Origin of the sequence: uncultured Enterococcus sp., from assembly GCF_913775425.1 — a bacterium.
Classification (GTDB): Bacteria; Bacillota; Bacilli; order Lactobacillales; family Enterococcaceae; genus Enterococcus_G.
Genome location: NZ_CAJYIS010000023.1, coordinates 1 through 12,838, shown reverse-complemented (window position 1 = coordinate 12,838; position 12,838 = coordinate 1). Strand labels below are relative to the sequence as shown.

Here is a 12,838-nt window from a genome sequence, read left to right as displayed (position 1 = left end):
AATAAATATAACTCCCCGTCTTTTTCAATCGCGCTGCCAGAAAAACAACCATTTTGATCGTATGGCTCACTCGGTGCCAATGCAACAGGCAGATGTTCCCAGTTTATCAAATCATTCGATTTAGCATGCCCCCAGTGCATAGGTCCCCATACACTATCATAAGGATAGTATTGATAAAAAAGATGGTAACTTTCATTGTAATATATAAAACCATTTGGGTCATTAATCCATCCAACTTGTGCCATTAAATGATAGTGATTTCGATAAGTACTATCTACTTTGTCTAATTTTTCTTGTATAAACGCATTTGCTTTTTTTATTTGTTGTTCCATCAATATTTCCTCCAAATTATAATAAATTTATTTAATACCTGTTCCTGATCCACCCAAGCCTTGGAGAATATATTTTTGAGCCACAATATAAACTATGATTAACGGAATTGTAGAAAGAGTCAGCACAGCCATAACTTGATTAATCAGAACAGGTTGTGTTGTATTGATTGTCGTAATTGCAACTTGAATAGAAAACTTACTACGATCAGTTAATACCATTAAAGGCCAAATGTAATCATTCCAACTACCTATAAATGACAATACGCCTACAGTAGCGATAGCAGGTTTAGACATTGGTAACATAATTTTGAAAAAAATCGTTAGTATATTTGCACCGTCTAACTTAGCTGATTCAATTATTTCATCTGGAATTGCAATAAAAAAATTGCGGAATAAATAGATATTAAACACGCTGGCCATAGCCGGCAAAATTACAGCAATTCTATGATTAACCAACCCTAAATTATTTATAATAGTAAATTGGGGAATCAAAACAGTTTCCATAGGAATGATTAGTAATGCTAATAAAAAACCAAAAATAATTTTTTTCCCCTTAAAATTAACTTTGGCAAATGCAAAACCTGCCAAAGAATTTACTATAATTGAGCCTGTTGCAAATGTCAGACCGTAAAATATGCTATTTAACATATAAGTCGCAACGCTAAAACGTTCAACAACTTCTTGGTATGTTTTGAACCAATTAACTGGATTAAAGCTGGGTAAAAATGCTTTGAAACTGGTTAAATTGTTATATACGTCAGATTCTGGTTTCATTGAAGAAACTACCATCCATAACATTGGAAAGATAAATAACGCAGCTAATAAAAATAGTAGAATATATTCAATAAACATCAATATATTTGATTTTTTCATTATTATTTATCCTCCTTAACCAATTTTCTTTGGGCAATCGTAATCAAGCCTATCATTGTGGTAAAAATTAAAGCTATTGAGCTTGAATAGCCCACCATGCGGTCGGTAAATCCTGTTTGATATATATAATAAACCATCGTCATTGTTGAGTTCATAGGCCCACCTTGTGTCATAACCATTGGTTGGACTAGTAATTTAAATGCTGATATCAAAGTAGTCAAAAGAACAAAAATCGCTGTTGGTTTTAATAGTGGCATTGTAATATAACGGAATTGTTGAAACTTGGAAAAACCATCGATTTCTGCAGCTTCATAAACATCTTGAGGAATATTTTGCATCCCTCCTAGAAGGAGTAACATCTGGTATCCCGCTCCTTGCCATGCTGAAACAAACACGATAGTATACATAGCCTGTTTAGGACTAGTAAGAAATGGTTGAGAAGAAATTCCTATTCTGTTGAATAACATATTAATTAGACCTTCATTAGGATTTAATAAATATAACCATAAAATTGAAATAACTACTAAGGACATAACTACTGGTGCAAAAAAAGCTATTTTAAAAAATAAATTTCCTTTTCTTTTTTTGTTAATAATTAAAGCCATTCCTAGCGCTGCTCCTAATTGTAATGGAATAATACAAATTACAAATTTAGAAGTATTCCATATACTCTTTATAAAAATAGGATCAGAAAACAAACGTTTAAAGTTCTCGAAACCGATAAATTGTCTTTGGTCGGGTGTCAACAAATAATAATCTGTAAAAGAATAATAAATCACCATTCCTACAGGTATAATCAAAAATGTACCTAATAAAATTAAAGCAGGTGCTAGAAAACTATATCCAATAATATTTTCTTTGAATGTAGCTTTTCTTTCCATAATGTTTCCCCCTATCAAAAAGGGTACTATAGGCTTAGCACCCTTTTTAGTGTTTTTATTTTTTCAGTGAACTATCAATAGCTTGTTGCATTTCTTTAGCCCGTGCATCCGCTACCTTAGAAATATCTGGATTTTCTTTGTAATAACTGATATCCTGAATAGCTTGTTGAAAAGATCTAGAAACTTGTGGGTATGCGACGACTACTGGACGAGCATGACCAGATTTTTGATTTTGTTCCATTAAAAATTTCATTGGTTCTGAAACTTCATCTTTTATGAGTTCAATCGTAGACTTTCTAATAGGAAGAACACTATTTCCTAGACTCATAATTTTACTAGATTCCGTACTAGTAGCAAATTTAATAAACTCTGCAGAAGCATCTTTTTTCTCTGTTTTTTCTGTCATTGCTAATTGCCAACTTCCTGTTGGTGAGACAAGTTTTTTAGTTTTATCTGAAACAGGATATGGTAAAATTCCATAATTAATGTCTTTGTAATTATTATCTAAATCAGAAATTACCCAAGATCCACTTAGTAACATAGGATATTTTCCAGTTTCAAACCCTTTTTCTATTGGACTGATAGTTGTATAACCATTTTTTACCACATCTTGTATAAACTTAAGAGCTTCTTCCGAGTTATCACTATTGAAATGTCCTTCCGCTTTAGTTCCTTCTTTATTTACAACATCTCCATCGTTTGACCAAATAAATGGCGTGTAGGCATATGTCAACATTTCATCTTTAGAAGCCAACTGCATATCAATCGCAGGTGTTTTAAATTTATCTACTAATTTTTTACTAATATTTTCAAATTCTGACCAAGTCCAAGGGTTATCCAAAGTAGGTAAGTCTTCATCATTGATTCCTGCTTCCTTAAACATATCTTTGTTATAATAAACTCCTACATTTGATTCTGAAAAACCAAAAGCATACATTTTACCATCATAAGTTCCTTGCTGGATGATACTGTCTAAAACGTCATCCATATCTGCATCTTTTAAATAATCATCTAATGGAGCAATTACTTTTGAATGTGCATATGCTGCTGTATTTGGACCGTCCAAAGTTATAACATCTGGTAAACTGTTAGTAGTAATAGCCGCGTTTACTTTGTCTTCGTAACCTCCACCACTTCCACTTCGAGGAATATATTCTGTGGATGCTTTATATTTACCATCATATTCTTTATTAAAATTATCCACAATCTCTTGCCAAGCTTTTCCTTCAGGAGTTTCATCAGAAAATTGTACCCATACCTTAATTTCATTATCTGCGCCGCTACTATCATCACCACTCGAACCGCATGCTGTTAACCCACCTAAAGTTAATGCTAATAATGCTCCAAATCCAAAAATTTTCTTATACATAATTTCTCCTCCTTTTTCGGAAACGTTTCCAAAAAAATATAAATAAAAAATGGAAACGTTTCAATTTCAAATTTATATTATCATTGTTAGCGTTTTCAGTCAATAGCAAAATAAAAAAAGTTAGACTTTCATCTAACTTTTCGTAGACCATCCAGCATGGTAAGAAACTGGTAGTGTTATTCGTTGTGGTTCATTATCAGAATAAACGATTCCCATTATCAATTTTACTGCTTCCTTGGCCATTTCACTAATAGGTTGAACGATTGTAGAAACTAAATATTCTTTGTCTTCAGCTATTTTTATTCCATCAAAACCAATAACTTGTATATCTTCTGGAATTTTTTTTCCTAGTTTGATTAAACATTTAATGACATCCAACGCCATGAAATCATTGACTGTAAAAATACCGTCAATACTTGGATTTTTCGAAATAAACTCTTCAACATGGTCTTCTAAGTTTATTATAGGTTCCGGCATGTCTAGAACAGATAATTTTATGTCTTGCATTTTTATATATTCATAAAAACCTAACTTTCTTTTATTTGTTTCGTTAGGATAAGGTGAAGTTCCTCCAATATATGCTAAGTGTTTTGATCCTTTCAAAATAAGTTGTTTGGCTGCTATTTTCCCACCCTCGTAATTATCTGCTGTTACATATGAGATCGCTTCCGAGAAATGTCTGTCTATACTAACGAAAGGCAGATTAGATGAAACATATTTATCAATATCCGAATACGTAATACCTATTATTCCATCTACCTTAGATTGTCTTACCATCTGCAAGTACTCTTTTTCTTTATCATTGCTTCCATCTGCATTACAAAGAAATAGCTTATAATTATTTTTTGATAGTTCTTCCTCAACATAATAAGCAAATTCTGAAAAAAATGGATGCCATATCGTAGGAATTATTAATGCTATTGTATTTGATTTATTCGTCTTCAAACCTCTGGCATAATGATCTGGTACATAACCTAATTCATCGATTGCATTCATCACTTTCTTATACGTGCCATCTTTAACTTTGACATTATTTATTACTCTGGAAACTGTCCCCACCCCTACTCCAGCTAAAGCAGCGACATCTTTCATAGTTGCCTTCATAGTCAATACCCCTTTTGTCATCTTAAAAGTTAAAGATACACGATAAAATGATAAAAAACAAAAATTTTACAATTTCATTATTTTCTCCTAATTACCTTCACTACATCATACCAACAAACACTGATCATCCCAATCAAGATACACCAGCACAACTGTGGTAAGGAAAGTGCGGCTAAATCGAAGAATTGATTGAAAGGTGAGTAGATCAATGCCAGTAATACCACGATCGTACCACCTAAGATCGTCCAAATAACTTTATCACGAATCAATGTCCAAAATGTTTGAACTGCTAAACGTGTCCGTGAGCTATTGACCTGAACTAAAAATAAATTCGCAATGATCAAAACGACTAATCCCATTGTTCGAGCGATCTCATCATTTGATTGATCTTGTTTAAGCGTGAAGTAAAACATCCCAAATGAAGCTAGAAAGATCACAATACCTTGTATCAAACTTTTGATTACCAACCCTTTTGATAGCAAACTAGCTTTAGCATCACGTGGCGGTCGCGACATAATATCGGGTTCAGCTACTTGCCGTTCTAAGACGACTGAACATGTAGGATCGATGACTAATTCTAATAATACGACATGAATCGGTAGTAAAAATAGTGCAGCTTGCGTCAACCCAATCAATGGACCTACTAGAGCAGCGAGTGCGATCGGGATGTGAATCACAAAAATATAGCCGACAGCCTTGACTAAGTTATCGTAGATACGACGCCCATCTTTGATCGTATTGACAATCGTTGAAAAATTATCGTCCATCAAAATCAAATCTGCAGCTTCTCTTGAAACTTCTGAACCGCGCTGTCCCATCGCAATCCCAACATCTGCATATTTCAGTGCTGGAGCATCATTTACACCATCACCCGTCATCGCCACAACTTCCCCATTCGCCTTGAATGCTTGAATAATCTTCATCTTATGTTCTGGTGTTACACGAGAGAAAATCGCTGTATCTTTTACTCGCTGTTCGAGTTCACTTTGGGTCAACTGGTCGATTTCTTGCCCAGTTAGATAATGTGTCGCGTTGTCGATGTCGACTTGTTGCGCAATCGCTTGAGCAGTGACACCATTATCTCCTGTGATCATCACGACCTTGATTCCAGCTTTTTGACAGCGTACGATATCTTCTTTGACTCCTGCTCGTGGAGGATCTACTAACCCTACTAAACCTAAAAACGTCAGCTGACATTCAGTAAGCGTCTTTGGAATCGTTTCTTTAGTTACGTTTTGTTCACCAACTGCAATCACACGCAGACCTTGTTTGGCAAATAGATCGATTTGGTTTCGAATTGCAGTTTTCTCACGATCACTTCCTTGACTGATTGCTAAGATACTTTCTGGAGAGCCTTTTGCTGCAACAAGCACGCCATCTGATTTTTGCCAAACATGCCCCATCATTTTGAGTTCATCAGTGAAGGAATACTCATCTAGTAACTCGCCATCAAATAACTTTTCTTTTGTAAATCCTAGTGTTTCATCATATGCCAACATCGCGATCTCCATTGGATCATATGGATCGCTCTCACTAGCCAAGCCCATTACTTCTGCCAAACGCTCGGTCGAATCGACTGCCCATAAAGACGATACTGTCATTTTGTTTTCAGTGATCGTTCCTGTTTTATCCACCGCTAATACAGAAAGTGCCCCCATCGTCTCGATCGCAGGTAATTTACGGATCAAAGAATGTTTCTTAGCCAAGCGCCAGGCACCCATTGATAAAAAGACCGTCAATACAACTGGAAATTCTTCCGGGATCATTGCCATGGCTAGTGTGATTCCTGATAGAACACTTTCAACGATGCGATCGTGCAAAGCTAAATCTGAAGTATTCAAAAATGTGATTCCGGCAACTAAAGTCAATAAGATAACTGCTACAATAGCGCAAATCTTCACCAAACGATTGATCTGTCTTTCTAAAGGAGAAGGTTGTGCTTTTGCTTCAACTAAATGTTTGCCAATTTTTCCGTATTCTGTGCTAGAACCCGTTTTTTCAACCAGAATCGTTGCACTTCCTGTCGTCACCAAAGTACCTGTATAGACAAAATCTGTCCGCCAATAATCAGTAGTCTCTAAGTATTGTGTCGGTTGTTTCCAAACTGCTTCAGCTTCTCCTGTAAGAGAAGACTCGTCGACACGTAAATCATTGGCTTTTAGGACTACTCCATCTGCTGGTATTTTAACGCCTTCTTCAATAAACATAATATCTCCAGGAACTAGCTCACGACTGAAGATTTCAATAATCTGATTATCACGTTTGACTCGAATTTTAGGTGCAGACAAGTCTTTTAACGCATGTAGTGTTTGATCGGTTTTCCATTCCTGATAAATCTCGATAGTAATGATCACAATAACAAATACGAGCATGATTGCTCCATCTTGTGGTTCTCCCAAAAAAAAGTAAATCAAAGCAGCAACCATTAACAAAACAAACATCGGTTCCATTAAGATATGTAGTATTTTAGAATGAAAAGGTTCTTTTTTTTGTTGTGCCAACTCATTAAATCCAAATTCTATTTGATATTTTTTCACTTCTTCACTCGTTAATCCCATCGCTTTTTGCTCCATCTTCTCCACTCCTTTTTGCTCGTCTTAAAAGCATAACGTGTCTAGAGTGCTTTTACTAGTTACCATACTTTATTTTCATTAAAATTTTATCATTAAGTTAACACTTAAATCACATAAAAAGGTTACTTGATTTCTATTTTTGGGTACACCTAAAAAAAGAGCTGTAACACAAGCTACAGCCTCAAATTAAAAACCAAAATATGGATATAAAAATAAGAAAATACAGTATATTGAGTAGAGAAAACCAAAGTAAAAAGGCACCTTTTATTTGTGGCACGTAAGTCGTTAATACGCGATACCCAATCAAATTAGCTAAAGAAGCTAGTAAGGTACCCATTCCCCCAATATTCGTTCCGATAACTAGACTATGCGCTTGCGTTGTAAAAGGCGCTAGTAAAAAGGCCGCAGGGACATTACTTATAACCTGGCTAATCAAAGCTGAACTCAACAATGCCGCTTTTGGACTGTGGACCGTCTGCGCTACCCATTGAGCAATTTGAGGTAATGCTTTGATATTGCCTACGATAATAAAAAAACAAGCGAAAGTCAGCAACAATCGATAGTCGATTTTAAGATAACTTTTTGGAAAACGCCATAACATCAATGCTAATACGATACACACGATCCACCACTGTGACAATATATCCACAACATATAGCAACATTAAAAAAAAGCAAATGAAGGCAGTGATCGTCCCTTGACGTTTCGCTACTGGTTTGACTGTATTCTCTGCAATCGCTTCTTTAGGTATCCTAAATAACCCTACACTTAAAATCAAGATCGACAAAAAGGCAAATGGGATCATCCAAGAAAAAAAGGTCGGCAACGATAAATGATAATATGAAAACAAAAAAATATTTTGTGGATTTCCTGATGGGAATATGCTACTTCCTAAGTTCGCTGCGACAATGATCCAAATACTGCCTAATACCAATTCCTTTTTTTGTAATCGTTCTTCACAAATCAAATAAAACATTGGCAATAATGTTAAAATCGCAACGTCATTTGTCAGAAACATCGAAGCGATAAAAGACAAGCTGATAAAGTAGAGGAACAGCTGACGTTTCGTATTGGCTAAGCGCAACAATAAGTTAGCGATTCGTTCTAAAATGCCTAACTGATTCATTCCTTCGACTACGATCATTAAACCAAATAGTGACAACAAGACTTTACTGTCAATAAAGGCAACATCAAAACGGCCAAATCCAACACTAATCAACGCTAAAATTAACGCAATAAAAAATAACCGATCTTGTGTCAACCAACGAATTTTTGATTTTATCATATATTCTCCTCGATTTCTGTGTAGTTTCTAATAGTTCTCTTTCACTAGATACTAGGTCTTTTTACGTTGGCTATGGTAACATAGGAAGTGAGTGAAAAACAGCTCATTTTTTCTGTAAAAAAACAAAGTATTCTCGCAATACCAAAGATTGATTTACTGATGAAGGAGTCCGATATGTTATCAAAATACAAATTTACCCCTTACTTGATTTTGTTAGGGTGTGCCGTGTTGCTTTCGCTACCGCAACTACTATCAAATAATGTGATGTTAGGTGCTGATTATATCTTTCATTATAATCGTTTTTACGAAACCGCGATGCAATTAAAGACCGGAAATTTCAATTATTTTTTATCCATTTTTAGTTTCCAAACAACTGCTCGTATGATCAATGCATTATACGGCCCGGTAATGGCCTACTTACAAGGTCTATTATTATTGATTGCTGGTACTTGGTTTCGCTATCAATTACTAACGAATTTTTTATTATTTTTCTTATCCGGTAGTTCGATGTTCTATTTACTAAAAAAAAGTCATCGTTCAACTGGCACGAGTCTCTTTTTTGCCATTAGCTATATGACAAGCTATGCGATTTTGTATGGTGTCTATCGCCAATCATTTACAAGTTGGGGAGCTGTCGTCTTTCCTTTTGCACTAGTCCCATTGATCAAAATGATCGAAGAGAAAAAAATCGAACCCTTACGTTTGGCAATCGCAATCGCTGTCGTAGCTCAAGTCCATTTTTTTACGAGTTTACTTGTTGTATTGATTTATTTCTTAGCATTTTGCTATGTTCTAACACAAAAAATCGATTGGTTTTTTATACGACAATTAGCACTGTCGATTCTGATTTTCTTGTGCCTGACCGCAAATATTTGGGTCGTCTTTTTGAGTGTCTATCCCCATGATGCGATTCAAGCGCCTTTCGTCAATGCAGATATGTCTTCATATACGATTGATCAATCTAGTCATATCTGGTTAGATTATCCAATGTTTTTCCTAGCATTTATCGTCTTACAATGGTTATTGTATTTAAGACAAATCAAATCTTTACCAAAAATCACACACGTTTTAGTTTGGATGAGTGCATTCTTTCTTTTCCTATCGACGTCGATTTTACCTTGGAGTTATTTTGTTGAACAAAAGATCCCATTTGTGACTTTAATTCAGTTTCCATTTCGTTTCTTTGTTCCGTTTATCGTACTCCTCTTTTTATCTCTTGCTTACTTGCTTGATCGCACAAAAATCCACACGTTGTGGTCTTGGAAAATTTTAGGTGTCTTGCTTTGCCTGATCAGTTTAACAAACGCGATTCAAGGAACCATGAAACAACTGGATAAATGGGATCAGTTAACGACCAAAGATATTTTAAGTAAACATACATTTGTAACTACACAAGATATCAATGAGATCAAAGAAAGTTTTTACACACGAGATCTAAATCAAATGTTAGGCTTCATCATCAAGTCAACACCAGATTATTTGCCAACTGAAAAAGAAAATATCGGAAATCGCTATAACGAATATGAAAAGCATATTTTATTCAATCCATTTACTTTCTCAAGTGTTGCGCAAAAAAACGGGGAATTGATCGTAACGTGGCAAGCAAAACAAGAAGCACTCGTTACCTTACCTTTAATTAATTACGCGCATACGACATTACAATTAAATGGTCACACCGTGGAAAGTGACATCGACCATGAAGCGATTTTACATTTAGTAACCGTAACACAACAAACCGGTACGAATACCTTGATCGTAGGTTACCATTATGCACTATATGTGTTGGTCGGATTATGGTTAACATTTTTTAGCTGGTTAGCTTTATTGATCTTAGGAATAGGAAAACTTAAAAAAAGAATCTAAAAAAAATGGTGATCCAGAAGTTCTGGGTCACCATTTTTTGGGTTGTTTCAATGCACGCAAACTATTGACTAATACAAGTAAGGTACTCCCTTCATGCATGATTACACTTGATGTGATGTTTGAAATTTCTAAAAGATTTAAAAGAAGTAAAAGTACCACGATCGCCATCGAAAACCAAATATTTTGCCAACTGATTCGATCGACTTTTCGAGCAATTTGATGTGCTAAACCAATTTTTTCAAGCTGATTGTCCATAATGACCATATCTGCTACTTCGATCGCCACATCTGTCCCTTCTCCCATCGCAATCCCCACGTCTGCTGTCACTAAAGCTGGTGCATCGTTGATTCCGTCTCCTACCATTGCCACACGACCAAAAGATTGTTTTAAGTTTGAAACGACGTCAGCTTTTTGTGCTGGCAATACTTCACTTTGAACGTCATCAATCCCTAATCTTTGACTGATTGCAACAGCTGTAAGTTGAGCGTCACCAGTAATCATTTGTAAATGGATATGTTGATCTTTGAAATAACGGAGGACTTCTTTCGTTTGAGGATTCAATTCATCTTCAAAGGCGATGCTTCCGATCACTTCTTTATTTTTCACCAAGTAGACGACAGTTTTTCCAGCTGCTCGCCAAGCATTCGTTTGTTCATGAAACGGTGTTGCTACAAAGAGACTAGGCTTGCCGATTTGATAACTCGTATTCCCAATCGTAGCGTGTACGCCTTGACCGACCTGTTGTGTCACCTGCACTTCTTTGCGTGCTGATTTAGGAATAGAGTTCTTGAAATGATGTACAAATGCGCGTGCTAGCGGATGCGTCGTTTGTCGTTCCATCTCGTAAAATATTGCTAGATCGTCCATTGAAACAGCTGCTAACTCAACATCGCTTACTCGTAATGTACCACTAGTCAACGTGCCAGTCTTATCAAATCCAATCGCCTTGATTTCTGCAAAGTCTGCTAGTCGATCTCCACCTTTGATCAATACACCTTTTTTAGCTAGAGCTGAGATCCCAGCAAGTGTAGCTGGAATAACACTAACTGCTAAAGCACATGGAGAAGAGCCAATCAAAAAGACAATCGTCCGATATAAACTCTCACGAACTGTCCAATCTAAACCAAATACTCCTACTAAAAAGAAAACGGGCAAGAGCGCTAAAATCAAATTGACATATTTTGGTTCGATTTGTTTAATCCGACTCGCTTTTTTCGACAAGGAGGTTTGGGAGTTCTCTACTACTTGTAGAATTTTTGCAAATACCGTTTCAGAATAAATTTTTGTGACCTCAATCACTAGCGTATTGCCTTGGTTCAACGTACTGCCGAATACTTCATCGCCAGGAAATTTATCTTTTGGTAAACTTTCTCCATTAATATTGGCTTCTTGGACGCTACTTTCTCCTCTTACGATCAGCCCGTCTGTAGGGATTTGTTCTCCTGAAAATACTTCTATTTGCTCACCGACACTTAATAAATCAACATCGACTAAAGTTCCAGTAGCGAAAATCCGCGCTTTTTGAGGCTTTAGTGTCAATAAATGCGTCAACTCTTTTTGACTTTTTGCTTCTGTGTATTCTTCTAGAAAATGTGCTCCAGCAAAAATCAAGATCAATAAAGCTGCTTCTTCAAACTGACCAATCAGAATCGAGCCTAATGCAGCTAATGCCATTAACAAATGGATATTTGGAACCAACTGTTTCTCATGAAGCGAATGATACACGGTTTCTAGAATCCCTTCAAAAATGACATGATATCCTGATAAAAAGACACTAGTTAAAAAAAAGAACCAAGTCGCTTGAGTGAAGATCAATTGGCTTATCAGACCTAAGCCAAAACTGATCAGACCAATCAAATAAAGAAGTGTCGCTCGTTGTTCATTGTGCTCATGTGTGTGCTCGTGCATGATTACTCCTCCAAACTTGAATTATTTTTCATATGTTTTTATATTCATATTATAAAACGATTACGACACGTTGTAAAGTCAAATCGTGAACTACTCGTTGCTAAAGCAACAGAGCTTCTGGGAACAGAGAATACTTGATGTTTAACTTTCTAAACAACAGCGGTGTCTCCTATTAACCATGGCGTACTACATTGTTGATTGCAGACTGTCCCATACCATTACCTTTAACGTTAGGCAAACGCTTTGTTTAAGATGTTGATACTTGCATTGATGTCTCTATCATGATGTGTTTCACAATAAGGGCAAGTAAATTCACGAATACGAAGTGGTTTTTGTCCAGTGTTCTCACCACACGAGGAACAAATTTGGCTCGTATAATGAGGGGAAACAATAATCAATTCTCTACCATACCAGTCACATTTGTATTGCAACATGGACTTGATTTTCGCCCAAGATGCATCAGCTATGGAGCGTGACAAACGATGATTTTTCATCATATTGGATGCTTTTAAATCTTCAATCACGATGGTGTCAAATTGTTTTACTAAACCAGTTGTATATTTTTGAAGATAGTCTTCTCGTTGGTTCATGATTTTTCGATTAATCTTCGCCACCATGATACGAGCTTTTTCTAAGTTTTTAAACGAAGA

9 protein-coding genes and 1 pseudogene are annotated in these 12,838 nt (G+C 35.9%); 1 reads left to right on the top strand and 9 read right to left on the bottom strand.

Annotated elements, in window-relative coordinates:
- From QZ413_RS02490 to QZ413_RS02460, 7 genes and pseudogenes are all read right to left on the bottom strand, one after another.
- Window positions 1-332, bottom strand: a pseudogene (locus QZ413_RS02490) (glycoside hydrolase family 32 protein); the annotation flags it as partial.
- Window positions 333-359: 27 nt separating this feature from the next.
- Window positions 360-1,205, bottom strand: coding sequence for a carbohydrate ABC transporter permease (locus QZ413_RS02485; protein WP_297075963.1), 846 nt, complete (start codon window positions 1,203-1,205; stop codon window positions 360-362).
- A 2-nt stretch (window positions 1,206-1,207) separates the two neighbouring features.
- Window positions 1,208-2,086, bottom strand: a complete 879-nt coding sequence (locus QZ413_RS02480; protein WP_297075960.1) for a carbohydrate ABC transporter permease — start codon at window positions 2,084-2,086, stop codon at window positions 1,208-1,210.
- 55 nt (window positions 2,087-2,141) lie between these two features.
- Complete coding sequence (locus QZ413_RS02475) at window positions 2,142-3,455, bottom strand: ABC transporter substrate-binding protein (protein ID WP_297075958.1); 1,314 nt, start codon at window positions 3,453-3,455, stop codon at window positions 2,142-2,144.
- Between the two features lie 132 nt (window positions 3,456-3,587).
- The gene (locus QZ413_RS02470; protein ID WP_297075956.1) at window positions 3,588-4,559 is read right to left on the bottom strand and encodes a LacI family DNA-binding transcriptional regulator; all 972 of its coding nucleotides are present in this window, start codon (window positions 4,557-4,559) and stop codon (window positions 3,588-3,590) included.
- A 77-nt stretch (window positions 4,560-4,636) separates the two neighbouring features.
- Complete coding sequence (locus tag QZ413_RS02465) at window positions 4,637-7,132, bottom strand: cation-translocating P-type ATPase (RefSeq protein ID WP_297075954.1); 2,496 nt, start codon at window positions 7,130-7,132, stop codon at window positions 4,637-4,639.
- Between the two features lie 181 nt (window positions 7,133-7,313).
- Window positions 7,314-8,417, bottom strand: coding sequence for an SLC13 family permease (locus tag QZ413_RS02460; RefSeq protein ID WP_297075952.1), 1,104 nt, complete (start codon window positions 8,415-8,417; stop codon window positions 7,314-7,316).
- Window positions 8,418-8,591: 174 nt separating this feature from the next.
- On the opposite strand from QZ413_RS02460, the gene QZ413_RS02455 reads away from it, so the two are divergent.
- Window positions 8,592-10,280 carry a hypothetical protein gene (locus QZ413_RS02455; RefSeq protein ID WP_297075950.1) on the top strand — a complete coding sequence of 563 codons (1,689 nt, stop codon included), beginning with the start codon at window positions 8,592-8,594 and terminating at the stop codon, window positions 10,278-10,280.
- 27 nt (window positions 10,281-10,307) lie between these two features.
- Here the strand turns inward: QZ413_RS02455 and QZ413_RS02450 are convergent, their stop codons facing one another.
- Window positions 10,308-12,188, bottom strand: coding sequence for a heavy metal translocating P-type ATPase (locus QZ413_RS02450; RefSeq protein WP_297075948.1), 1,881 nt, complete (start codon window positions 12,186-12,188; stop codon window positions 10,308-10,310).
- Window positions 12,189-12,418: 230 nt separating this feature from the next.
- Window positions 12,419-12,838 (bottom strand): RNA-guided endonuclease TnpB family protein (locus tag QZ413_RS02445; RefSeq protein ID WP_297075944.1); only part of this gene is annotated, 420 nt, incomplete at its 5' end.

Coding starts and splice junctions, on each gene's coding strand:
- QZ413_RS02485 (WP_297075963.1), bottom strand. CDS start 1,205: ATGAAAAAATCAAATATATTGATGTTTATTGAATATATTCTACTATTT.
- QZ413_RS02480 (WP_297075960.1), bottom strand. CDS start 2,086: ATGGAAAGAAAAGCTACATTCAAAGAAAATATTATTGGATATAGTTTT.
- QZ413_RS02475 (WP_297075958.1), bottom strand. CDS start 3,455: ATGTATAAGAAAATTTTTGGATTTGGAGCATTATTAGCATTAACTTTA.
- QZ413_RS02470 (WP_297075956.1), bottom strand. CDS start 4,559: ATGAAGGCAACTATGAAAGATGTCGCTGCTTTAGCTGGAGTAGGGGTG.
- QZ413_RS02465 (WP_297075954.1), bottom strand. CDS start 7,132: ATGGAGCAAAAAGCGATGGGATTAACGAGTGAAGAAGTGAAAAAATAT.
- QZ413_RS02460 (WP_297075952.1), bottom strand. CDS start 8,417: ATGATAAAATCAAAAATTCGTTGGTTGACACAAGATCGGTTATTTTTT.
- QZ413_RS02455 (WP_297075950.1), top strand. CDS start 8,592: ATGTTATCAAAATACAAATTTACCCCTTACTTGATTTTGTTAGGGTGT.
- QZ413_RS02450 (WP_297075948.1), bottom strand. CDS start 12,188: ATGCACGAGCACACACATGAGCACAATGAACAACGAGCGACACTTCTT.